General features: G+C 65.2%; 18 protein-coding genes and 1 pseudogene. 9 read left to right on the top strand and 10 right to left on the bottom strand.

Translation table 11 applies throughout. The annotated features are described in order from the left end of the window. Positions 1 to 168 precede the first annotated feature (168 nt). The 4 genes from AC1RRE_RS10505 to typA all read left to right on the top strand — a co-directional run bounded on the left by AC1RRE_RS10505 (position 169) and on the right by typA (position 7299). Complete coding sequence (locus AC1RRE_RS10505) at positions 169 to 1236, top strand: hypothetical protein (RefSeq protein ID WP_492981078.1); 1068 nt, start codon at positions 169 to 171, stop codon at positions 1234 to 1236. Between the two features lie 148 nt (positions 1237 to 1384). Continuing rightward, positions 1385 to 2548, top strand: a complete 1164-nt coding sequence (locus AC1RRE_RS10500; protein WP_492981077.1) for an acyl-CoA dehydrogenase family protein — start codon at positions 1385 to 1387, stop codon at positions 2546 to 2548. A gap of 383 nt (positions 2549 to 2931) precedes the next feature. Further along, positions 2932 to 5160 (top strand): molybdopterin-dependent oxidoreductase, encoded by a 2229-nt coding sequence (locus AC1RRE_RS10495; protein WP_492981076.1) that lies wholly within the window; start codon positions 2932 to 2934, stop codon positions 5158 to 5160. Between the two features lie 318 nt (positions 5161 to 5478). Next, positions 5479 to 7299, top strand: coding sequence for a translational GTPase TypA (typA, locus tag AC1RRE_RS10490; protein ID WP_492981075.1), 1821 nt, complete (start codon positions 5479 to 5481; stop codon positions 7297 to 7299). Between the two features lie 105 nt (positions 7300 to 7404). Here typA and AC1RRE_RS10485 read toward each other — a convergent pair whose 3' ends face one another. Beyond that, positions 7405 to 8238, bottom strand: a complete 834-nt coding sequence (locus AC1RRE_RS10485; protein WP_492981074.1) for an SPOR domain-containing protein — start codon at positions 8236 to 8238, stop codon at positions 7405 to 7407. Between the two features lie 82 nt (positions 8239 to 8320). Here AC1RRE_RS10485 and AC1RRE_RS10480 point away from each other — a divergent pair, with 82 nt between their 5' ends. Both AC1RRE_RS10480 and AC1RRE_RS10475 read left to right on the top strand, forming a co-directional pair. Beyond that, positions 8321 to 8542: an acyl-CoA carboxylase biotin carboxyl carrier protein subunit gene (locus AC1RRE_RS10480; protein WP_492981073.1), complete on the top strand. Its 222-nt coding sequence runs from the start codon at positions 8321 to 8323 to the stop codon at positions 8540 to 8542. Between the two features lies 1 nt (position 8543). Next, positions 8544 to 8831 carry a DUF1330 domain-containing protein gene (locus tag AC1RRE_RS10475; RefSeq protein ID WP_492981072.1) on the top strand — a complete coding sequence of 96 codons (288 nt, stop codon included), beginning with the start codon at positions 8544 to 8546 and terminating at the stop codon, positions 8829 to 8831. A 4-nt stretch (positions 8832 to 8835) separates the two neighbouring features. Here the strand turns inward: AC1RRE_RS10475 and gstA are convergent, their stop codons facing one another. Together gstA and AC1RRE_RS10465 are read right to left on the bottom strand one after the other, a co-directional pair. Continuing rightward, positions 8836 to 9459 (bottom strand): glutathione transferase GstA, encoded by a 624-nt coding sequence (gene gstA / locus AC1RRE_RS10470; protein ID WP_492981071.1) that lies wholly within the window; start codon positions 9457 to 9459, stop codon positions 8836 to 8838. Positions 9460 to 9490: 31 nt separating this feature from the next. Then, positions 9491 to 10060, bottom strand: coding sequence for a DUF924 family protein (locus AC1RRE_RS10465; protein ID WP_492981070.1), 570 nt, complete (start codon positions 10058 to 10060; stop codon positions 9491 to 9493). A gap of 76 nt (positions 10061 to 10136) precedes the next feature. On the opposite strand from AC1RRE_RS10465, the gene AC1RRE_RS10460 reads away from it, so the two are divergent. Then, positions 10137 to 11102 (top strand): LysR family transcriptional regulator, encoded by a 966-nt coding sequence (locus tag AC1RRE_RS10460; RefSeq protein ID WP_492981069.1) that lies wholly within the window; start codon positions 10137 to 10139, stop codon positions 11100 to 11102. A 12-nt stretch (positions 11103 to 11114) separates the two neighbouring features. Here the strand turns inward: AC1RRE_RS10460 and AC1RRE_RS10455 are convergent, their stop codons facing one another. Together AC1RRE_RS10455 and mtnA are read right to left on the bottom strand one after the other, a co-directional pair. Beyond that, positions 11115 to 13169, bottom strand: a complete 2055-nt coding sequence (locus AC1RRE_RS10455; RefSeq protein ID WP_492981068.1) for a bifunctional aldolase/short-chain dehydrogenase — start codon at positions 13167 to 13169, stop codon at positions 11115 to 11117. Positions 13170 to 13188: 19 nt separating this feature from the next. Then, entirely contained in the window at positions 13189 to 14283 is a 1095-nt protein-coding gene (gene mtnA, locus AC1RRE_RS10450) for an S-methyl-5-thioribose-1-phosphate isomerase (RefSeq protein ID WP_492981067.1), read from the bottom strand. A 162-nt stretch (positions 14284 to 14445) separates the two neighbouring features. Between mtnA and AC1RRE_RS10445 the strand changes: the two genes are divergently transcribed. Together AC1RRE_RS10445 and AC1RRE_RS10440 are read left to right on the top strand one after the other, a co-directional pair. Next, a complete protein-coding gene (locus tag AC1RRE_RS10445; RefSeq protein ID WP_492981066.1) occupies positions 14446 to 15603 on the top strand; it encodes an MFS transporter in 1158 nt (385 codons plus the stop codon). Next, entirely contained in the window at positions 15600 to 16565 is a 966-nt protein-coding gene (locus AC1RRE_RS10440) for an NADPH:quinone oxidoreductase family protein (protein ID WP_492981065.1), read from the top strand. Before AC1RRE_RS10445 ends, AC1RRE_RS10440 begins: the two co-directional genes overlap by 4 nt. A gap of 30 nt (positions 16566 to 16595) precedes the next feature. Here the strand turns inward: AC1RRE_RS10440 and AC1RRE_RS10435 are convergent. From AC1RRE_RS10435 to AC1RRE_RS10415, 5 genes and pseudogenes are all read right to left on the bottom strand, one after another. Continuing rightward, a pseudogene (locus tag AC1RRE_RS10435) lies at positions 16596 to 18047 on the bottom strand (PAS domain-containing sensor histidine kinase); the annotation flags it as partial. Between the two features lie 491 nt (positions 18048 to 18538). Then, positions 18539 to 19669 carry a type III PLP-dependent enzyme gene (locus AC1RRE_RS10430; RefSeq protein WP_492981354.1) on the bottom strand — a complete coding sequence of 377 codons (1131 nt, stop codon included), beginning with the start codon at positions 19667 to 19669 and terminating at the stop codon, positions 18539 to 18541. A 482-nt stretch (positions 19670 to 20151) separates the two neighbouring features. Then, positions 20152 to 20784 (bottom strand): FecR domain-containing protein, encoded by a 633-nt coding sequence (locus AC1RRE_RS10425; protein ID WP_492981064.1) that lies wholly within the window; start codon positions 20782 to 20784, stop codon positions 20152 to 20154. Between the two features lie 99 nt (positions 20785 to 20883). Next, complete coding sequence (gene upp, locus AC1RRE_RS10420; protein WP_492981063.1) at positions 20884 to 21522, bottom strand: uracil phosphoribosyltransferase; 639 nt, start codon at positions 21520 to 21522, stop codon at positions 20884 to 20886. A gap of 25 nt (positions 21523 to 21547) precedes the next feature. Beyond that, positions 21548 to 22783, bottom strand: a complete 1236-nt coding sequence (locus tag AC1RRE_RS10415; protein ID WP_492981062.1) for a URC4/urg3 family protein — start codon at positions 22781 to 22783, stop codon at positions 21548 to 21550. Between the last annotated feature and the right edge of the window lie 10 nt (positions 22784 to 22793).

Here is a 22793-nt window from a genome sequence, read left to right as displayed (position 1 = left end):
CCTGCGCTGCATATGGAATGCTCTGGCCGCAGACCAATGATGATGCGCGTAGTCACATCACATAAGCCAGTATGCGATGGGACTCTATTTCAAATAGTCCAGTTGCTGAGCATGCCCTCAGCAGATTGAATTCCCGCCGGGTGGGCAAACACACACTGGGGGATTTCCATGATCGTCGCGTTGAAAACCAACCGCCGCGCATTCATGCGCGGCGCACTGGCAACATCATTCCTCTCGGCCATTCCGCTGCGGCTCTCGGCCGAGCCTGCGACACTGCTGGGCGCAAGTGCCGCGGTCGTGGGCATCATCAGCGGCGTCGCCGGCATACTGTCGGACGATCGCAAGACGAAAATCCTCGGTGAGATCAGCGGCAAGCTCAATGCGATCATCCGCAACCAGGAGATCATCATCGCCGAGCTGCGATCACTGAAGCTGTATATCGACGAGGCGCTGTATCGTGCCTTCCGGGAAAACACCGTCGTGCGGATGCAGGCCCATCAGGACCGCTATGAAATCCTGACCGTTGAAAGGCCATCTCCGGCCAACCGCAGCGAATATATCGACCTGCAGACCGCCGTGTCGCAGACCGCCCACGAGTTGGGGCAATTCGATACGCCGGCCTATATCGCCTTCGGGGCCGGTGTCGGCATGAGCCTGGCCCTGCATCAGGCGCTCGGACTCAGCGCGGATCGCTTCCATAAATCCAAGGAGGTGTTCAAGCGCGCCTATGACCGCTGGCTCGATCCGGCCAATCCGAAAAGCATCACGACCATCGCTGCCGGAACCAAAGCCGGCATCGACAGCAGGACGAATGCGCTCAATGCCCGGCCGCGGGAATACACCTATACAGTGCGGCGCATGCGCTGCACCGATACGGTCACGGTCACGATCTCGGGCGACCTGCGATCCGGCTTCACCGGCAGTTCAACCAAGGTGACAGAGTGCGAACCACCCCCGTGCCGGCGGCCCAGCGAGTGCATGTATTCGATCACGCCCGAGATTCAGGCCATGGATAACGAACTCACATCGCGTCTGACCAGCATGTTCTCCGGCCAGGCCAAAAGCCTTAAGGAGACAACCACGCCGCTGGTCATCCCTGAATTCCGGGAGAGCGGCTATCCTCCCATCGACGAGATGAACCGGGAGCGGATCGCCATCTTCGAAGAGACGGCGATCCTGGTGAACCAGCTCCTGATCAAGGAGCATATGGAAAAATGCCAGAAGGCCCTGGCCTGATCCTGCCTGCGGGGCGACGCCGGTTTCAGCCGGCGTCGCCCTGATGGCATCCGGCCCCAAGTCCATTTTCTGAACCTTTCCCGCCCTTCAGCCTGATCGCGCCTTTTCCGCACTTGGCCTAGGATGGTGGTCCGATAAGAGGACCGCCATGCCTGCATCCGCATCCCGCCTCGACGATCTGTTCACAGCCCTGCCCGCCCTGGCCGACGAAGCCGCAACGCGCGCGGCGGAATTCGAACAGGGGCGCAAGTTGTCGCCCGATTTCGTTGCCAAGCTGAAAGCCACCAACGCGCTGAAAATCCTGATCCCCACCGAAGCCGGCGGGCTGGGCGGTTCACTGCCGCAATGGCTGGAGATCGTGATGGCGCTGGCAGAGGCCGATGCCTCGACCGGCTGGGTCGCCGGCCATGCCAATATCTGCGCCGGGCTGATCTACGCGTCTGCGTCGCCGCAGTTCCGCGACGAGTTCTTCGCCGACGCCGAGGCCTGTGCCGCCTGGAGCAACCTGCCGCGCATCACCGTGACCGAGGAAGCCGATGGCGTGCGCATCAGCGGCAGCTGGGGCTTTGAGTCCGGCTGCACGGCCGCCACCTATGTCGGCGGCATGGTGCTGCTGTCGCCCCGGATCGCCGGCGGACCGCCGCGCATGGTCGCAGCGCTCGCGCCGATTGCCCAGGCCACCATCAGGGAAACCTGGGACCCGGTCGGGCTGGCCGGCACCGGCAGCCACGACGTGCATTTCGACAATGTGCTGGTGCCCTGGCATCGCACCTTCGACTGGCCCTCGGGCAAGCCGCAGTCCGGGTATCCCGCCGCCATCTTCTCGCCCGGCACCTGGTTCATCTCCATCGGCGTCGGCGCAACGCATCTGGGTCTGGCGCGACGCGCCCTGGACGAGGCGCGCAAGGAGCTGAAGGGCAAGATCGAGCGCTATTCGCAGCAGCCGCTACTGGAGCATCCCGCCACCCAGCGCAGCCTGGAAGCCGCCGAGGGCCTGTGGCTCGCCTGCCGCGCCAGCATGCGCGAAGCGCTGCGCGACATCTGGGACTGCGCCCTGCGCGGCGAGCCCGCAACAACCGAGATGCGCCTGAACGTGCGGCTGGCCGCCGTCACCGCGACCCAGCGCAGCGCCGAGATTGTGCGCGCCGCCTATGACGCCTCGGGCGCCGGGGCAATCCGCCGCGGCGGCGTGCTGTCGCGCCTGATGCGCGAGGCCGGCTGCCTCACCCATCACATCTCGGCCAACCCGCTGTCCTACGAGCTGACCGGCCGCGTCCGCTGCGGGATCGACTCCCTCAGCTTCAGGATTTGAGATTCAATAACTTAAAAGTGACTCATCATACTCACGCTCAGCACAAGCTGATTCCAGTTCATCTTGTCTCACGCGCATCACTACAGATGAGATTCGGTCGTTGAGATCAATGTAATAGTCGGAGAAGCGACGATCAGTTCAGCATGGACTGGCAAATCCGGAAATAATTCGCGCTACAGTTTCTGGACTATTCTGCGTCGCACAAAGAGCAGAATAACGGGCCGACACAATGAGGCCTCACCATGCCCTCGACTTTCGTCGACCAGACATTCCCACATCATCCTCAAGACCCGATAAGAAAAGACGATCATATGGCGTGGCGGCTCCCTGCAAGACTGGGGCTCTTGTCTTGGCTTGTGTCTTTCATGTGAAAGGAAGCCTTCATGCCCGACACAACCATAGCGCACCGGATATGCCCCCTGTGCGAAGCCTGCTGCGGCCTTGAGATCAAGCTGCAGGACGGCGCCGTCACCAGCGTGCGCGGTCATGATGCCGATGTCTTCAGCAAAGGTTATATTTGCCCCAAGGGCGTCTCGCTCAAGGATTTGCATAACGATCCGGATCGTCTGCGCACCCCGCTGATCAAGCGCAATGGCACATTCATCGAGGCTAGCTGGGATGAAGCCTTTGCCGAGATCGAACAGCGCCTGCCGCCAATCATCACCGCGCATGGCGCCGACGCTGTCGCTTCGGTATTCGGCAACCCTTCGTCGCATAAAATCGGCCTTCTCATGTACAGCCCGCGCCTGGCGCGCGCGCTCGGCAGCCGCAATGTCTTTTCCACCTCCACGATCGACCAGATGCCCAAGCATCTGTCGGCCGGCCTGATGTTCGGTCACTGGCTGTCGATTCCGGTGCCGGATATCGAACGCGCGGATTACCTCATCGTTCTGGGCGCAAACCCCGTGGTCTCCAATGGCAGCCTGTGGACTGTCCCCGACTACCGCGGCAAAGCCAAAGCCATGCGGGCACGCGGTGGGCGCATTGTGGTGATCGACCCACGCCGCAATGAAACCGCTGAGCTGGCTGACGAGCATCATTTCATTCGTCCCGGCGCGGATGTCTTTCTCTTGCTGGGCATGCTGCATACCCTGTTCGCTGAAGACCGCGTCAGGCCAGGAAAACTGGCAAACCATCTCGCCGGTCTCAAGGAATTGCAGGCTGCCGTGGCGGCGTTTTCAGCCGAGCACACGGCCGTGCGTTGCGGCATTGCCGCCGACGATATCCGTCGCCTCGCGCGCGACCTGTCCGATGCGCGCAGCGGCGCGATCTATGGACGCCTTGGCACCTGCACCCAGGAATACGGCACCCTGTGCAGTTGGCTGATCGATGTGCTCAACATCGTCACCGGCCACCTCGACCGGGAGGGTGGCGCGATGTTCCCGAAGGCCGCCGCATTTGCAGCCAACACGCTCGGGAAGCCCGGCATGGGCAAGGGCATCGGCACCGGACGGCGCAAGGCACGTGTTTCGGGTGCACCGGAAGTCATGGGCGAGTTCCCCATCACCTGCCTGGCCGAAGAGATCGAAACGCCCGGCCCCGGCCAGGTAAGAGCGCTGGTGACGCTGGCCAGCAATCTTGCCTTGTCGGCACCGAACAGCGGGCGCCTGGCTGGCGCCCTCGACAAGCTCGACTTCATGGTCAGCATCGACATCTACCTGAACGAAACCACGCGCCATGCCGACGTCATCCTGCCGGGCTCCTCGCCGCTCGAAGACAGTCATTACGACATGTTCTATACGCAGTTCGCTTACCGGAACGCCGCGCGCTTTTCGGAAGCCGTTCTGGCGCGCCCGGATGGCCAGCCTGCCGAATGGGAAATCATCCTGCGGCTGGCGGCGATTGCCTCGGGCAAAGGGGCGCAGGCCGATATTCATGCGCTTGATGACGAGCAGTTTGGCGAAGATGTGCGCCGCATACTGGGTGATCATGCCGATGCGGCACTGCAGACGCTCAAGCCCCTGCGAGGACCGGACAGGCAAATCGACTTTGCCTTGCGCATGGGCGCTTACGGCGACCGCTTCGGCATGGAGCCCGACGGCCTGACCCTGGCGAAGGTGCGCGAGACCGAGGGTGGCATCGACCTTGGTCCCCTGGCACCACGCATCCCGGAGATCCTGCGTACGCCCAGCGGCAAGATCGAACTGGCACCGCCTTCGCTGCTCGCCGACCTGCAGCGCGCCGCCGCCGATCTCACACGGCCGATGCCGGACCTAGTGATCATCGGCCGGCGGCAGGTCCGCTCCTGCAACAGTTGGATGCATAACCTGCCGACGCTGGCCAAAGGCCCCTTCCGTTGCACCGTGCTGGTTCATCCGCAGGACGTGGCGCGCTACGGCCTGATCGATGGCGGCCGAGCGCGCATTGCCAATGGCGCGCGCAGCATCCTCGCCCAAGTCGAAATGTCCGACGAGATGATGCCTGGTGTGATCAGCCTGCCGCACGGCTGGGGACACGACATGCCGGGCGCACGCATGCATCTGGCCGCAGAACGGCCGGGCGTGAACCTGAACATGCTGCTGGACGAGGGCTTGCGCGACCCACTCTCGGGCAATGCCGTCTTGTCCGGCATCCCGGTGGAGATGTGCGCCGCCGAGATGACGGAGCATTAGCGCCGCTCAGCCCCGACGCCGGCAGCAAGGGCCGCTGTCGCCTGTGCAGCCCCCGTTAAGCTTCCGCATCTGAGGGGGCCCACCGGGCCAAGTCCGGGTGGCCCGGAAACCGAGACGAATCGGAACCATTAACCCCTTGGTCCGGCTTCGTTATCTGCAGGCATGGCAGCCCTGCGCCACCGTCATTGCGGCGCAACAAATCTGCCCTTGTCACAATCCGTCCGGGCCCGTATAAACCCCGCAACTTAAGCCCGAACCTAAAGGAATCGCGCCTGGCCACCTGCCCTCAGGATGGACCGGGCCTTTTGTGTAAGCCGCATGGATATCCGCAATATCGCCATCATCGCCCACGTCGACCATGGCAAGACCACGCTCGTCGACGCCCTGCTCCGCCAGTCCGGCTCGTTCCGCGAGAACCAGCAGGTCGCCGAGCGTGTCATGGACAGCAACGACCTGGAGCGTGAGCGCGGCATCACCATTCTCGCCAAGTGCACCTCGGTCGAGTGGCACGGCACCCGCGTCAACATCGTCGACACCCCCGGCCACGCCGATTTCGGCGGCGAAGTCGAGCGCATCCTGAGCATGGTCGACGGCGTCGTCCTGCTGGTCGATGCCGCCGAAGGCCCGCTGCCGCAGACCAAGTTCGTGCTGGGCAAGGCGCTGGGCCTCGGCATGCGCCCGATCGTGGTCATCAACAAGGTCGATCGCCAGGACGCCCGTCCGGTGGAAGTCCATTCCGAAGTCTTCGACCTGTTCGCGGCGCTGGACGCCTCGGAAGACCAGCTCGACTTCCCCTGCATGTTCGCCTCGGGCCGCAGCGGCTGGGCCGATGACAGCCTGGAAGGCCCGCGCAAGGACCTCGCCCCGCTGTTCGACCTCGTCGTGCGCCATGTGCCGGCGCCGACCGTCGAACTCGACGCGCCCTTCAAGATGCTGGTCACCACGCTGGAAGCCGATAACTTCCTCGGCCGCATCCTCACCGGCCGCATCTACTCGGGCAAGCTGAAGGTCAACACCCCGATCCATTCGCTGCGCGCCGATGGCAGCGAGATCGAAGTGGGCCGCGTCACCAAGCTGCTGGCCTTCCGCGGCATCGAACGCGTGCCGGTGGAAGAAGCCGATGCGGGCGACATCGTTGCCATCGCCGGCCTGACCACCACCACGGTGGCCGACACCATCTGCGAACCCGCCGTCACCGAGCCGGTGCCGGCCAATCCGATCGACCCGCCGACCCTGTCGATGACCTTCTCGGTCAACAACTCGCCGTTCGCCGGCAAGGAAGGCAGCAAGGTCCAGAGCCGCGTCATTCGCGACCGCCTGCTGCGCGAGTCCGAAGGCAACGTCGCCATCCATATCCGCGAGACCGAAGAGAAGGACGCCTTCCAGGTCGCCGGCCGTGGTGAACTGCAGCTCGGCGTGCTGGTCGAAGTGATGCGCCGCGAGGGCTTCGAGCTGTCGATCAGCCGTCCGCGCGTGATCTTCCAGAAGGACGACGGCGGCAACCTGCTCGAGCCGATCGAAGAAGTGCATGTCGACGTCGACGACGCCTATACCGGCGTGGTCGTGGAAAAGATGTCGCTGCGCAAGGCTGAACTCCGCGACATGCGTCCTTCGGGCGGCGGCAAGACCCGCATCACCTTCCTGGCGCCATCGCGCGGCCTGATCGGTTATCACGGCGAATTCCTGACCGATACCCGCGGTACCGGCATCATGAACAAGCTGTTCCACTCCTACGGCCCGCATCGCGGCGCCATCCCGGGCCGCCGCAACGGCGTGCTGATCGCCAACGGCACCGGCGAAACCGTGGCCTATGCGCTGTGGTACATTGAGGAGCGCGGCACCCTGTTTGTCGATCCGGGCACGCCCGTCTATGAGGGCATGATCATCGGCGAGAACAGCCGCGACAACGACCTCGAAGTCAATCCGATGAAGGCCAAGCAGCTGACCAACATGCGTGCATCGGGCAAGGACGAGGCCGTGCGCCTCACCCCGCCGCGCAAGATGTCGCTGGAACAGGCGATCAGCTACATCGGCGACGACGAGCTGGTGGAAGTGACGCCGAAGTCGATCCGCATCCGCAAGAAGCTGCTGGACCCGAACGACCGCAAGCGCGCGTCGCGCGCTGCTGACGCCGCCTAACGGCGGCTTGGGCGCGCTGCTGACGCCGCCTAAGCAGCGTCACACCGAATCCGAAAAGGCCCGGTGAAAACCGGGCCTTTTTTTTGTTGCCTGCCGATCTGCGTTTTACTGGACGCTGGCGCAATAGCGTGTGGATGAGCGCAGCTTGGCGCAGGCCGCATCGGCGTCCTTGCGCTCGGCGAAGCCGACCAGCAGCAAGCGGGCGAACGGCCCACGCTGGGTGTCGGTCCATTCCACCAGTGGGTCGAACTGGCCATAAAGCGCCGCATTGCTCTTCAGCAGCTCCTGCCATTCGTTGATCGCCGCAGACTCGGTACGGTGCGAGGCCAGATGCGCCTTCCAGGTACCGGCCATCGCAGTAACGCCGTCCTTCATGCTGCCGCTCATCATGGGCGGCTCGGGCACGGCGCCGGTGGCAGCGGCCATCTGCTGCTGCGCGCTGGCATCCTGGGGCTTGTCGACGGCCGAGGCCGAGGGGATGTAGCCGGCCGGCAGGACTGGCGCGGCAGCGGCGGGCACCGGCGTCATCGCAGCAGGATTGGCAGCAGGCGACGCAGCGGCGACCGGCGGTGCCGCGGCCGGACGGGCAGCGACAACCGGCGGCGGACGCAGCGGCGGCGCGACCGGTCCGGACGGAGCCACCGATGTGGGCGCCGCAGCGACAGGCGCGCTTCCGGGCGCAGCCGGCTTTTCCGGCTCGGCATAGCCGACCGGCACGGTGTTGGTCTGGCTGTTGTTCTGGAAGGTGGCCGTGCGCTGCGCGGCCCAGCTCGCCTGCGAGATCGTGCCCGGTGCCGGCATCTGCGCCTCGGCGCGCGGCGGATCGACCGGATACATGCCGAGTTCCTTCTGCACCTCGTAGGAGGTCTTCTTGAAATCCTCGCAGCCGGCCAGCAGGCCGGCGGCAAGCAGTATGGCTGTGACGCTACGGAAGGACATCGACTCACCTCTCATCCGCGCATTTTAGGCGGACAGGCGTACCGGCTCCAAGGTAGAAGTATGGTTAAGACATGGAGGAATCATGCCCAGTATCGCCATCAAGGCCGACGTCACCGGCAAGGTCTGGAAACTCGAAGCTGCAGCCGGCGCGCAGCTTGGCGCTGGCGACGTCGTGATGATCCTGGAATCGATGAAGATGGAGATTCCGGTCGAGGTGCCCAAGGCCGGCAGGCTGGCCTCCCTCGCCGTGGCCGAAGGTGACAGCGTCAAGGAAGGCCAAGTTCTGGCCATGCTGGACATCTGACATGACCGTCTACGTCATCGCCCAGCTCAAATTCACCGACCGTGCCGCCTATGACCGCTACCAGGCGCGCTTCATGGGTGTGTTCAAGACTTTCAACGGCCGCGTACTGGCCGCCGATGAAGCACCGCAACGCCTGGAAGGCAGCTGGGACCGCGACAAGGTCGTGATCCTCAGTTTCCCCGACGAGGCCGAAGCGCAGCGCTTCGTCAACGACCCCGGCTACGAGGAGATCTCGAATGATCGTCGCGCCGGGGCCGATACGCTGTCGATACTGGTAAAGGGCTTCTGAGCCGTCAGGCGGCGGCCGCCGGCATCAGGCCTTCGGCGCGCAGCGCCTCCAGCACCTTCGGGCGCGCCGCCACCCGGCTGATGAAGGCGCCGAGCCTGGGCCAGGACGTCATGTCGATGCCGCAATGACAGCACCAGCCGGCGATGACGAACAGATAGACATCCGAAACCGAGAAGCGGCTGCCGCTGAAATACTGGCGGTCGTCGCCCAACACGGTTTCGACATGACCGAGACGGCGACCGATCATCCCCTTCGCCATGGCCTTGGCCTCTTCGGTGGCGCCGGGCATGAAGAACGGTGCGAACAGCTTGTGCAACTCGGTGGCGACGAAATTGAGCTGCGCCTGCACCTGGGCACGCGCCAGCGTGCCGGCGGGCGGCAGCAGGCCGGCCTCGGGCTTCAGATCGGCCAGATACTGCATGATCGCCGGCCCTTCGGTCAGCACCATATCGCCGTTCAGCGCCAGCGCCGGCACATAGCCGTTCGGGTTGACCGCCAGATAATCATCGCCGTGTTCGGTCTTGCGCGTGGCGAGATCGACGCGCTCCAGCGTGACGGGCAGCCCGGCTTCGCGGGCGACGATATGCGAGGCCAGCGAGCAGGCGCCGGGTGAGTAGTAAAGCTTCATGGTCTTCTCCTTGGTTGAGTCCGGGGCTGGATCAGCCGGCATAGCCGCCGGCATCGAGGTACTGCTGTTCTTCGGCCGTCATGCTGCGGCCGAGGATGGGGTTGCGATGGGGAAAGCGGCCGAAGCGGCGCACGATCTCGCAATGGCGCCGCGCATGGGCCGGGTTCGGCGCCGGCAGATGACTGGCCAGCGCCACCGAACGCTCCTGGTCGGCCAGGTTTTCCGAATGACCGAAGGGCAGATAGAAAAACAGCCGCAGGTCTTCCGTCACCGCCTGGTCATGTCCGAGCGCGATGGCGAGATCGGCGACCCGGCGCGCCAGCGCATCGGTGGCATACATGCGTGCCGTGCCGCGGAAGCTGTTGCGCGGGAACTGGTCGAGCAGGATCAGCAACGCCAGCGCGCCTTCGGCCGTGACCAGCCAGTGCTCCAGCAACTGCCGGGCCGCCGCCTCGTGCAGGCGCAGGAAGCCGTCGCGGAAATGCCGGTCGAAAGCATCGTTCTTGGCGAACCACATCTGCGGCCCGGCATCGCGCCAGAAGGAGACGACGGACCGGGCATCGGACGGTGTGACAGGGGTAGCAAACAGCGGGGCGGACATCGCGGCTCTCAGTCAGATCGGAGGCCGGACAATCGACGCTGGACGATCATGAATCAAATGATATGATTTCATCTATATGATGAATCATACTGATCTATCCCGCGTCGACCTCAACCTGCTGGTGCTGTTCGAGACTGTGCTGGCCGAACAGCATGCCGGCCGCGCCGCCGAACGGCTGAACCTGTCGCCCTCGGCCGTCAGTCACGGGTTGGGCCGCCTGCGTCGCCTGCTCAACGATCCGCTGTTCCTGCGCACACCCAAGGGCCTGGTGCCGACACAGCGTGCCGCCGACCTGGCCGCACCGGTGGCCGATATCCTGGCGCGGGTGCGCAGCGTGGTGGCGACGGCCGAGCCTTTCGATCCGAAGACCTCGGCACGCCGCTTCCTGATCGGTGCACCCGACGCCACCTCTTCCGTCTTCCTGCCGCCGCTGCTGGCGGCGCTGCGTCGTCAGGCTCCGGCCATCGATATCGGCATCCGCCAGCTGCTGCCCGTGCAGGGCGGCCGCACGCCGCAGCGCGCCTGGGCCACGGCGCTGGACCAGCTGGAGGATCGCAGCCTGGATATCGCCGTGCTGCCCATCGACACGGTGCCGGCGCGCTTCAGGGCGCAGCCGGTCTATGAGGAGGATTTCGTCGTCGCCATGCGGGCGAAGCACGCTTTCGCGGCCAGGCCGACGCTGGAGCAGTATTGCCGGATGCAGCATCTGGTGGTGTCGCAGAGCAGCGAACCGCATGGCTTTGTCGACGAGGCGCTGGCCAGACAGGGCCGCACGCGCCGCGTGGCGCTCACCATTCCGGGTTTCATGCAGGCGCTGGCGGTGCTGCGCGATACCGACTATATCGCCGCGCTGCCGCGCCGGCTGGTCGAAATCCATGCGAAGGATTTCGGCCTGGTCAGCGCCACACTGCCGGTGCCGCGCAAGCCCGACCGCATCCAGGCGGTGGCGACCAGCGCCGCACTGATGGATTCAGGCGTGGCCTGGCTGTTCGGGCTGCTGCAGGAGACCGCGCCGCAGACGAAGAAGCGTCGAGTCGCCTAACGCAGGCCGCTCTTACCGCAACGCCGCCGCGATATTGCCGCCGTCCACGGTAGCGACCGCCGCCGTGGTCTTGGCCGCCACGGCAAGCTGCACGAAGGCCTGCGCCACATCCGACGCCTTGACTTCACGCTGCAGCAGGTTGCCTGACATGTAGTCCTTCTCGGACAGGCCGCGCGCCTTCGAGCGCTTGGCCACCATCTCGTCGGTCAGCAGGCCCGAGCGGATGCGGTCGGCGTTCACAGCGGATGAGCGGATTCCTTCAGCGCCGTAATCGAGCGCATACTGCCGCGACAGGAACAGCGTCGCCGCCTTGGGCAGGCCATAGGGTCCGAAATCGGGGCCCGGATTCACCGCCTGCTTGGAAGCGTTGAACAGCAGGCAGCCGCCAGTCTTCTGCTGCAGCATGATCTTCGTCGCCGCCTGGGCGACATACTGGTGGCTGAAGAAGTTCAGCTCAAAGCTCTTGCGCAACAGGTCGTCGGAAACCTCACCGATCTTGCCGCCCCAGGCATTGCCGGCATTCGACACCACGATGTCGACGCCGCCGAAATGCTGCACGACTTTGGCAAAGGCCGCCGCCACGGCGGCCGGCTTGGTGACATCACAGGCGATGCCGATGCCGCCGAGCTTCTTCGCCACGGCAGCCGCCTTCTCGCCATCCAGATCGAAGACCGCCACTTCGGCGCCCTCGGCCGCCATCGCCTTGGCAGTGGCCGCACCGATCGCCCCTGCCCCGCCGGTGATCACGGCAACCTGGCGCGACAGCGGCTTCTCGCCGCCCTTGCCCAGTTTCGCCTGCTCCAGCGACCAGTATTCGACATCGAAGATGTCGCGCTCACTGATGCTGGTGAACTTGCCGATGGCCTCGGCCTTGGTGATGATCGACACCGCCATCTGGGCGACGTCGCCGGCGATCGCCGCATCCTTGCGCGTCTTGCCGACGCCGATCAGGCCGAGCCCCGGCACCAGCAGCGCGCGCGGCATCGGATCGAGCATGATCTTCTTCGGGGTCGCCTTGGCGTTGTTGCGCTCGAAATAGGCCTTGTACTTCTTGATGTAGCCATCGACCGCCTTCTGCGCCTCGGCGGCGAAGACATCCAGCTTGCCGGCTTCGGGCGCCGGCAGCACCAGCGGCCAGGGCTTGGTGCGGATCACGTGATCGGGCGTCACCGTGCCGGCCTGGCTGTAGCGGCTGACTTCCTTGCCGCGTGCAAACGCCTGGATCTCAGTGCTGTCGCGCAGATTGAAGACCCAGCGCGTCACTGCGCCATCGGCATCGACCCGAATGCTGAGCAGCCCGCGCAGGATCGGCAGCACGTCTTGCGCGGAAGCAATCTTCTTCGGCAGTGCCTTGCCCGGCGTGAAGACCGTCTTCCTGCCCTTGGCCAGATGCTTCTCGGCCTTGGACACGAACTCGATCATCAGGTCGTAGGCTTCCTTGGCTGTCTCGGCGAAAGTGAAGATGCCGTGCTTGAGCAGGATCAGACCCTGCGCCTGCGGATTGGCCTTGAAGGCGGCTGCCGCCTTCTTGGCCAGACCGAAGCCCGGCATCTCGTACTCCACCAGCGCCACGCGGTTTCCGTACAGCTTCTTGCAGATGGCAGCACCATCAGGCTGGTCGGTGATCGCCAGCACGGCGCTGGCATGGGTGTGGTCGATGAACTTGTGCGGCAGGAAGGCATGGAACAGCGTCTCGACCGATGGGTTCGGCGAGGTCGCATCCAGAAGGTTGCAGCGCTGGATGTTGACCATGTCCTCGTGGGTCAGCGACTTCAGCGCGATGAGATCCATCAGCGGCTGCAGCTTCACGGCCGGCAGGCCCGGCGGCTCAATCACTGCCATGTCCCAGCCCGAGCCCTTCACGCAGAGCACCTCGACCGGCTTGCCCACCGGATCGGGCATCGTGGTCTTGACCGAGGTATTGCCGCCGCCATGCTGGACCAGATCGGGCACGCCGCCGAGCAGGCGCGTGGTGTAGGTGCGCAGCGCCAGATCCTTGTTCACGCCCTGCTTGGCGTAATGGGTAATCGCGGCTTTCGCGTCGCGGTCAGACCAGAGATTCTTCATCGGATGCGTTCCTGAAACTTTAAGCGAATTCGGGATAGAGCTTGATAAGACCAACTTCGGACGCAGCGCAGGTGCCGCGTTCGGTGACTAGACCGGTGACCAGACGCGCCGGCGTCACATCGAAACCGAAATTGGCGGCCTTGCTGCCCTCGGGCGTGATGGTGACGGGTACGATCTCGCCGGACGCCGTACGGCCGCTCATCACCGTCACCTCTTCCTGGGCGCGTTCCTCGATCGGGATTTCCTTCACACCGTCGCGGATGGTCCAGTCGATGGTGGAATGCGGCAGCGCCACGTAGAAGGGCACGCCGTTGTCATGGGCGGCCAGCGCTTTCAGATACGTGCCGATCTTGTTGCAGACGTCCCCGTCGCGCGTCGTACGATCCGTGCCGACGATGCACATGTCGACCTGACCATGCTGCATCAGATGGCCGCCAGCATTGTCGACGATCACGGTATGCGGCACGCCATGGCTGTTCAGTTCCCAGGCGGTGAGCGAAGCGCCCTGGTTGCGCGGCCGGGTCTCGTCGACCCAGACATGCACCGGAATGCCCTTGTCATGCGCCTTGTAGATCGGCGCGATTGCCGTGCCCCAGTCGACGCAGGCAAGCCAGCCGGCATTGCAATGGGTGAGGATGTTGATGGTGCGCTTGCGCCCGGCCTTTTCATACAGGTCTTCGATGATCTTGAGGCCATGGTCGCCAATCGCCGAACAGGTGGCGGCATCATCGTCGCATATCTCGGCCGCGACTTTATAGGCGGCGGCGGCGCGCTGTTCGGCCGGCAGGTTGTGCAAGGCATTGCGCACACGGTCGAGCGCCCATTTCAGGTTGATCGCCGTCGGCCGCGTTTCGTTGATGACATGATAGGCCTTGTCCAGCATCGCATCCGACGGATCGGCGCGCATGGCCAGCGCCAGGCCGTAAGCGCCGGTCGCACCGATCAGCGGCGCGCCGCGCACGACCATCGCCTTGATCGCATGCGCCGCCTCGTCCCAGGTCTTCAGCGTGGTGGTGATGAAGGCATGCGGCAATTTGGTCTGGTCGATGATGCCGACCGACCAGCCGTCCTCGTTGACCCAGATCGTGCGGTAGGCTACGCCCTTAACCTTCATGGCCCGTCTACCCTCAAAACACCGGAAAACCGCACCGCCAGAGACAGCCTCTACGGCGGAACTGAAAATCGCGCGGAAAGTAGCGGACAGGGGCCTGCCGGGCAATGCCGAAGGCCCCGTTCAGACCGCTGTTTGCGCGCTTTTCACTGGATTGTCCCGTAAATGATGGTCGCGATTTTCTTCACCACGGTGGTCGACCTGATTGGCTTCGGCCTGATCCTGCCGCTGCTGCCGTTTTACGCCATCCATTACGGCGCCTCGCCCTTCACGGTGGCCTTGCTGGCGGTGGTGTTTTCCATTGCGCAGTTCGCCGCCTCGCCCGTGCTGGGCGGCCTGTCCGACCGCTATGGCCGCAAGCCGGTCTACATCCTCTGCACGGCGCTCAGCGCACTGGGCTATATCTGGCTCGCCTTCGCCGACACGCTGACCATCATCTTCCTGGCCCGCATCCTTTCCGGCATTGGCAGCGGCAAGATCGGCATCGCCCAGGCCATCATCGCCGACGCCACCACACCGGAGACGCGGGCCAAGGGCATGGGCATGATCGGCGCGGCCTTCGGGCTGGGCATGATCCTGGGGCCTGCTTTGGGCGGTTTCCTGATCGGCCCCGACGAGATGAACCCGCGCTATTCATGGCCGGCCTTTGCGGCGGCGGCCGCGTCCACCATCGCGCTCATCCTGGCGCTGGTCACGCTGCGCGAGACCCATGCGCGGCCGACCGAGCCCGGCAGTCTGTTCCGCAATCCGCTGGCCGGCATCGGCGACCTGAACCGCCAGGCGCTGGCGCTGATCATGGTCAACTTCGCCATCAACTTCGTCTTCGCCCAGATCGAGACGCTGTTCCCGCTGTTCACTGCCACGCGGCTGGACTGGCATGCCTATGATGTCGGGCTCGCCTTCACCTTCATCGGCTGCATCGTCCTGACCATGCAGGGCGGCCTGATCGGGCCGCTGACGCGCCGCTTCGGCGAGCCCTGGATTCTCAGCACGGGCCTCATCATCCTCGCCGCCGGCACGGCGATGACCTGGGGCGTGTTCAGCATTCCGCTGATGGCGATTTCGATCCTGTGCACCGCCGGCGGCTTCGGGATGGTCAACCCCAGCATCAACAGCCTGATCTCGCGCAGCGCCGATCCCGGCCGTCAGGGCCTGACCATGGGCGTCAACCAGGCGGTGGCGGCGTTGGGACGCGTCGCCGGTCCGATCTGGGGCGGTCTGCTGTTCGACGAGGTCGGCGTCACGCTGCCCTACCTGATCGGCGGCGCCATCCTGCTGCTGACGCTGGCATTCGGCTGGCGCATCATCCACCGGAAGCAATGACCGGCGGCGAATACCGCGCCATGCTCTGCCGCAGGCTCGGGCCGCCCGAGGTGCTGGAGCAGGCGATGCTGCCGCGCGAGGCGCTGCAGGCCGGTCAGGTGCGCATCCGTATCCACGCCGCCGGCGTGAATTTTCCCGACCTGCTGCAGGTGGCGGGCGAGTACCAGCACAAGCCGCCGCTGCCCTTCGTGCCGGGCTTCGAGGCGGCCGGCGAGATCATCGAGACGACATCCGATCTCTGGCGCGTCGGCGATGCCGTGATCCTGCGTAGCCAGGGCTGCTATGCCGAAGAGTTCGTCGCACCAGCGCGTGGCCTGCTGCCCAAACCGGCGGACTGGAGCTGGGACGAGGCCGCCGCCTTTCCCGTGGCCGCCGCCACCGCCTGGATCGCGCTGCTCTGGCGCGGCCGGCTGACGGCCGGCGAGACACTGCTGGTGCTGGGCGCCGGTGGTGGTACCGGGCTGGCGGCCGTGACGCTGGGTGCGATGACCGGCGCGCGGGTGATCGCCGTGGCCTCATCCGAGGAGAAACGCGCAGCCGCGAAAGCCGCCGGCGCGACGCTCTGCATCGATCCGGCCATCGCAGGTTGGGAAAAGGCCGTGTCGGCCGATGTGGTGTTCGATCCGGTTGGCGGCAACATCTTCAACACGGCCTGGCGCGCACTGACATCCGGCGGGCGCTGGCTGGTGGTCGGCTTTGCTGCCGGCGGCATCCCGAAACCGCCGGCCAACCGCCTGCTGCTGAAGGAAGCCGAACTGATCGGTGTGCGCGCCGGCGAACAGGCCCGACGCGTGCCGGAAGCGGCAAAGGCGCTGGACGCTGGACTGAAGGACTGGCTAGTCGGCAGCGAGCTTGGACGCCCGCGGATCGGCGGTGTCTACCGGCTTGATGAAGCTGCTGCCGCCCTGCGCTGCCTGGGCGAGCGAAAAGCGGTCGGCAAACTGGTCCTGCGACCCGGCTAAAGGCCCCGGACGGCTGCGCTCGGGCGGCAGGGTGACCAGCACCGTCGTGCCCTCACCCACCCGGCTTTCGATATGCAATTCGCCGCCATGCAGTTCGATCAGGCTGCGGCAGAGCGACAGGCCGAGGCCGGTGCCCTCATGGCTGCGCGACAGCGCATTGGCCACCTGGCTGAACGGCTGCTGCACGCGTTCGATATCTTCTTCCGCGATGCCGATGCCGGTGTCGACCACAGCGATCTCCAGGCGGCCATCGGCCTGCAGGTCGCAGCGGATGTCGACGCTGCCACCCTGCGGCGTGAACTTCACGGCATTGCTGAACAGGTTGATCCAGACCTGACGCAGGCGGCGGGTATCGCCCCAGATCGCCGGCGAGGGATTGGGAATCTGCTTGCGGACCTGGATGCGGTTGTTGGCGGCGCGCTCGCGCACCAGCAGCAGGGCTGCTTCCAGGCTTTCGTTGGCATCCAGCCATTCCTCGTCCAGCGCCATCTTGCCGGACTCGACCTTGGCCATGTCGAGGATGTCATTGATCAGCGCCAGCAGATGCTCGCCGCTCTGCACGATGTCGCGGCAGTATTCGCGATACTTGGCGTTGCCAAGTGGGCCCATCATCTCGTCCATCAGCACCTGGCTGAACCCGAGAATGGCGTTGAGCGGCGTGCGCAGCTCGTGGCTCATGTTGGCAAGGAAGTCGGATTTGGCGCGGCTGGCGGCCTCGGCCTCTTCCTTGGCCATCATCAGCTGCTGCTCGTTGCGGCGCTGGGTGCTGACATCGCGGAACATGCCCTCGATCATCACCACATTGCCGCTTTCGTCGGTGACGCGGCGCAGCGTCTTGGAAATCCAGATCGTGGTGCCGTCACGGCGGCGCATCTCGGAGCGGAAGTCGCGTGCCAGTCCGTGCCGTTCCAGATGCTTCAGCAGTTCCTTGCGGCGGTCGGCATTCACATAGAGCTGGTCGCCCGAGCGGGTCACAGTCGCCAGCATCTCTTCAGGGGACTGGAAGCCGAAGATGGCTGCGCCGGCGCGATTGACCGAGAGCACGCGGCCCTCCGGCGTCACCTGGATGATGCCTTCATGCACGTTGTCGAAAATCTGGCGATACTTGGCTTCGGCCTGACGCAGGCGAATCTGCGCGCGCTTGCGCACGGTGATGTCGGTGAAGACCGAAACATAGCCGCCCGGCTTGTCGCCCGTGGCAGGCAGCCGGCGCCAGTCGAAGTTCAGCCAGGTGCCGTCGGTGAGGCGGACCTCCTGCTTGCGGTCGGCTCGCGTGGAGGCATCGATATAGGCATTGATCCAGGCCGAGGCTTCCTCGGCCCGGATGGTCAGCGTGCCGCGCGCCACCAGCAGCGCCAGGAAGTCGCGCGCCGGCAGGCCGGGCTGCAGCATGGTTTCGGGCACGCCGAACAGGTCGGGCAGACGGCGATTGAACTGGACGAGGTTGGGACCGGCATCCCAGACAGCGAAACCCTCGCCCATGGTGTCGAGAGCGGCATGCAGCAGCGCGGCTTCGGCCTCAGCCGGTGCAGACGGCATTTCGTCGGCCGCCTCGCGATGTCGCGCGAGCGCAGCCAGGAAGCGGTCCTCGCCGAAGGGTGGTTCCTTCACCGCATTCTCCTTGCCAGCCGCCCGGCGGCTGGGTGATGCCGGCGCAGACTGCAACCGGCCCATTTCCCTGTTTCGCGACCCGTGCCGTGGAGTCGCATTATTATACGCGTTTTTCGGGCGGCAAATTTGTCACATAGGCGAGACTTGGCCGCAACAGGAAACGGGGTTTTCCCAATTACACACAGGCTTTAGGCAAATTGGGGTTGGGTTGTATGCACCCGCCACCCGTCCACCGGTTGCAGAAACCCGGCGCGGGTAAGCAAAAAGCCACTACCGGGCCCAAACCTCTCCAAAGCAAAAAGGCCGGCCGCTTGCGCGGCCGGCCCTTTCGGAACCCACTCGGTACGTTGGAACCGCTCTGCTTAGATGCAGTAGCTCTTCAGCGGCGGAAAGCCGTTGAAGCCAACCGACGAATAGGTCGTCGTGTAAGCACCGGTGGACAGGATCTGGATCTTGTCCCCCACTTCGAGAGCCAGCGGCATCTGGTATTCCGCCTTCTCGTACAGGATGTCCGCGCTGTCGCAGCTCGGACCGGCAAGCGACACACGACCGGTCGGGCCGCCGTCATGCGGCGTCACGATGCGGTACTTGATCGCCTCGTCCATCGTCTCGGCCAGACCGGAGAACTTGCCGATGTCGAGATACACCCAGCGGCGGTCGTCGTCGTAATCCTTCTCCGAGATCAGCACGACCTCGGCCTGGATCACGCCGGCATCGCCCACCAGGCCGCGGCCCGGCTCGATGATCATTTCCGGCAGGTTGTTGCCGAAGTGATCGGTCATGGCGTTGCTGATCGCCTGGGCATAAGCCTCCAGCATCGGGATATCGGTGCGATAGCGCGCCGGGAAACCGCCGCCGAGATTGACCATGCGCAGGTCGACATCGTGCTGCTGCAGAACGGTGAACATCTGCGAGACCTGGGCGACGGCCTTGTCCCACTGGTTCAGGTCGGTCTGCTGCGAGCCCACATGGAAGGAAATGCCATAGGGGTCCAGACCCAGCTCACGCGCCTTGACCAGCAGGTCGGCAGCCATGCGCGGGGCGCAGCCGAATTTCTTCGACAGCGGCCATTCGGCACCTTCGCATTCCATCAGCACGCGGCAGAAGACCTGGGACCCGGGCGCGAGCTCGGCCAGCTTCTCCAGCTCGCACAGCGAGTCGAAGGCATAGAGGCGCACGCCCTTCTCGAAGGCCCAGGCGATGTCGCGCTTCTTCTTGATCGTGTTGCCGAACGAGATGCGGTCGGGCGTCACGCCCTGCAGCATGCACTGCTCGATCTCGTTGGCCGAAGCCGTGTCGAAATTCGAGCCGAGCGTACGCAGGCGGCGCAGAATCTCCGGGGCCGGGTTCGCCTTGATGGCGTAGTACACCTTGGCCAGCGGCAGCAGGCGGCGCAGTTCGCGGTAGTTCTGCTCGACGACATCGACGTCGACGACCAGGAACGGCTCGGTGTCCTTCGCCTCAGCGAGGAACTTCTGCATCTTGGGGGTAATTTGACCCAACTCGATACGCTTCTGCGAATTGCGTCGCAGACGGGTATTGGTGCGGCCAGCGCTGGCTGCAAGCATCGAAACCTCCCTCTCGGACCGGCTTTAAACCGGCACAGCTTTCAAACTGTGCGACCAAAAAGGACGCGTTCGTCGTTGCATAACCTGCCAGGGGCCATCGGCACGTGCGGGTGCGTCGTTGAAAGCGGTATTTACAGCATCGCGCCCCCATTGCAATAGGAAATTGCCCGGTGGGGAAAACTTTTTGCCGGGGCTGTGTTTCCAGCGACACAGCCGCGCTCCGCCAGCGCGGCGCCGAGCATGAAAAAAGCCGCATGACGTACGGCTTTTCTGCAGGCGGAGACTTTTCGACGGGAGCGCGGCCAGGCGCGGCGGCGGCAGATAAAAAATTCGTAAGCAGCTGTAACATTGCCCTGCGCGGGCCGCCGCGACGGCGTCAGCGCGCCGCCGCGGAAAACGAGTCGCGCTCAGCGCGAGGCGAGCTGGCTGGTGAGTCCGATGAAATCCTGGAGCCGCTGTGGCGGCAGAATAGCCGGCTGGCTGGGGCCGGCCAGGCCGCTCAGGCGCGTCGCCGCGCCGATCTGCTCCAGCTTCACGCTGTGGCCGCCGAAGCCGGAGACCTCGGCGCGGCCGACGCTCAGCAGCGCGATTTCCGTCGCGTCAGGCCCGATCCGGCCGCCCACGGTGGCGGCCTTCACCGCCACGCTGCCGGCCGGCATGACAACGTACACATTGCCGGGATTGGCGGAGTCCAGCAGGAAGCTGCCGCGCTCCAGCCGCAGCACCACCCGGTCGGCGGCGAACTCGTCGACGCTGATCACGCTGTTGGGGCCGATGATGACGCTGGTGCGGTCGTCGAGGGTGAACTTCACGCCCGAGCCGGGGCCGCTGGCGATCCGGTTGCCCAGCACGATGGGCTGGCCACGCCGGCTCTCCTGCCCCACCACGCGGGGCGCGGGGCTGGTGACGGCGGCCGGCTGGATGCCAAAGCCGCCAGGAAGCTGCTCCGCAGCCCAGCTATTGGCTGCCAGGCCCGCCACAGCGGCGGCGGCAAGGGTGAGCGACACTCGTAGAGTGCGACGGATAAGCAAGGCGGCCATGACGCGGCTCCTCAGGACAGGTTTTAAGATTGTCCCGAGTATGGCGCAGGCCCGGTCCGGCGGCTGTGACGGTGGATACGAATGGTCGTGCCGGGAACCTTATTTCGTCCCATAGATGCGGTCGCCGGCGTCGCCCAGGCCCGGGCGGATATAGCCGTGCTCGTCCAGCTGGCGGTCGATGGCGCAGGTGAAGACCGGCACGTCCGGGTGGTTATCCTGCATCACCCGCAGCCCTTCCGGCACGGTGAGCAGACAGACGAACTTGATCTGGCTGGCGCCGGCCTCCTTCAGGCGGGTGACAGCCGCCGCCGCCGAGTGGCCGGTGGCCAGCATCGGGTCGACCACGATCACCAGGCGCTCGCGCACGTCCTCGGGGAGCTTCAGGTAGTACTCCACCGGCACCAGGGTCTCGGGGTCGCGGTAGAGGCCGACATGGCCGACGCGGGCCGAGGGCACCAGGTCCAGCATGCCGTCCAGGATGCCGTTGCCGGCCCGCAGGATGGGGACGAAGCACAGCTTCTTGCCTGACAGCAGCGGCGCCTTCATGTGCTCCAGCGGGGTCTCGATATCCACCTTCTCCAGCGGCAGGTCGCGGGTGACCTCATAGCAGAGCAGCAGGCTCAGCTCGCGCACCAGACGGCGGAATTCGGCGGTGGAGACCTCCTTGCGGCGCAGCAGGGTCAGCTTGTGCTGGACCAGCGGATGCTGGACCACGGTGGCATTGGGAAACGCGTTCATCGTCTACTCTCCCCCGAACATGAAGTCAGAAAACCGTGCCGTCGCTGGCCACGGTCAGCGGCGGGCCGCCATCCGGACGCTTCTCTTTGGCGATCTTACGGCCGGCCGCCCAGGTGCCGCCCTCCAGGATGCGGGCCAGCGGCATCTCCGCCGCCGTCTTGCCCAGACGGGCCCGGACCGGGTCGGCGATGCGGTCGAGCAGCGCGAGCGTCAGCGCCCGCCATTCCACCACCGCCTCGTCCTCAACCGGGATCGGGTATTTCAGCAGCGCGTCATGACGCACGCCCAGCACCCCCAGATCGATGAACAGGCCGCCGTTGCGGTATTCCGGCAGGCCGGTCAGGTCGTCCAGGTTGGTCACCGCGATCCCCGCATCCTCGAAGATCTCGACCAGGGAATAGGTCAGCCACTGGGACAGCTTGTGGAACGGGATCAGACCAGAGGTCAGATCGCCGCTCATCAGGCCACGGTGGCGCCAGACGTCGCCCAGATTGACGCCGTCGATGGTCATGCGTGACGGCCAGATCGGGCCCAGCCCATCCAGCACGGCCGACAGGATGGCCGTTACCGGCAGCTTGCCGTTCTTCACCCGGGCTTTCAGGTAATCGTACAGGCCGCCGATGCGGGCCTGCGGGCCGAACAGGTCCGGCCGGCTTTTCAGCGCCTGCCCCAGGTTGCGCAGCAGCGCCGCGCGGCCCTCGACGCCGACCAGCGGGTTCTTGTCGCTGACCTGGAAGGCATGGGCGATGGCATTGGGCGCCAGCGGCGACAGTCCGGCGGCATCGGCGCGCAGCGGCTGCGCCTTGTCGCCCGAGAACAGCCCGGCGCGGAAGGCATGCAGGCTGGCGACCGCCAGACCTTCCGAACGCGCCACCGGGCCATGGCCCTCTTCGGTATAGCTCCAGCCCGGACCCGAGCCGGCATCCAGCAACACGCTGGTGACACAGAGGTCGAAGCGGATACGCGCGATCTCGTCGGCATCCACGCCTTGCAGCGTGCCGGCAAGCTGGCGCCAGCGGTCAATGCCGTTGGCGGCGAAATGCCGCCAGCGCGCATGATAGGGAATGGCCAGCGTGGGATAATTCTCGCGGATCGCCTGCGCCACGTAATCGGCAGCCGGCTCCAGCTTGTCCAGATGCAGGCTGAAATTGGGCAGCGCCTCGCGTTCCGCCAGATTGAACAGCGAATGGCAGCGCTCGCGGATCGCCAGCGGGCTTCGCAGCCAGGCCACCGCCTGCGCTGGATCGTTCAGATTACTCACAAGACAACTC

It is taken from the genome of Ferrovibrio sp. GW821-FHT12D07 (genome assembly GCF_058807275.1).
This window is presented reverse-complemented; position numbering and strand designations above follow the sequence as displayed.

Excerpts from the sequence above, each read along its gene's own strand:
- AC1RRE_RS10505 (WP_492981078.1), top strand. The coding sequence starts at position 169 with ATGATCGTCGCGTTGAAAACCAACCGCCGCGCATTCATGCGCGGCGCA.
- AC1RRE_RS10500 (WP_492981077.1), top strand. The coding sequence starts at position 1,385 with ATGCCTGCATCCGCATCCCGCCTCGACGATCTGTTCACAGCCCTGCCC.
- AC1RRE_RS10495 (WP_492981076.1), top strand. The coding sequence starts at position 2,932 with ATGCCCGACACAACCATAGCGCACCGGATATGCCCCCTGTGCGAAGCC.
- typA (WP_492981075.1), top strand. The coding sequence starts at position 5,479 with ATGGATATCCGCAATATCGCCATCATCGCCCACGTCGACCATGGCAAG.
- AC1RRE_RS10485 (WP_492981074.1), bottom strand. The coding sequence starts at position 8,238 with ATGTCCTTCCGTAGCGTCACAGCCATACTGCTTGCCGCCGGCCTGCTG.
- AC1RRE_RS10480 (WP_492981073.1), top strand. The coding sequence starts at position 8,321 with ATGCCCAGTATCGCCATCAAGGCCGACGTCACCGGCAAGGTCTGGAAA.
- AC1RRE_RS10475 (WP_492981072.1), top strand. The coding sequence starts at position 8,544 with ATGACCGTCTACGTCATCGCCCAGCTCAAATTCACCGACCGTGCCGCC.
- gstA (WP_492981071.1), bottom strand. The coding sequence starts at position 9,459 with ATGAAGCTTTACTACTCACCCGGCGCCTGCTCGCTGGCCTCGCATATC.
- AC1RRE_RS10465 (WP_492981070.1), bottom strand. The coding sequence starts at position 10,060 with ATGTCCGCCCCGCTGTTTGCTACCCCTGTCACACCGTCCGATGCCCGG.
- AC1RRE_RS10460 (WP_492981069.1), top strand. The coding sequence starts at position 10,137 with ATGATGAATCATACTGATCTATCCCGCGTCGACCTCAACCTGCTGGTG.
- AC1RRE_RS10455 (WP_492981068.1), bottom strand. The coding sequence starts at position 13,169 with ATGAAGAATCTCTGGTCTGACCGCGACGCGAAAGCCGCGATTACCCAT.
- mtnA (WP_492981067.1), bottom strand. The coding sequence starts at position 14,283 with ATGAAGGTTAAGGGCGTAGCCTACCGCACGATCTGGGTCAACGAGGAC.
- AC1RRE_RS10445 (WP_492981066.1), top strand. The coding sequence starts at position 14,446 with ATGATGGTCGCGATTTTCTTCACCACGGTGGTCGACCTGATTGGCTTC.
- AC1RRE_RS10440 (WP_492981065.1), top strand. The coding sequence starts at position 15,600 with ATGACCGGCGGCGAATACCGCGCCATGCTCTGCCGCAGGCTCGGGCCG.
- AC1RRE_RS10425 (WP_492981064.1), bottom strand. The coding sequence starts at position 20,784 with ATGGCCGCCTTGCTTATCCGTCGCACTCTACGAGTGTCGCTCACCCTT.
- upp (WP_492981063.1), bottom strand. The coding sequence starts at position 21,522 with ATGAACGCGTTTCCCAATGCCACCGTGGTCCAGCATCCGCTGGTCCAG.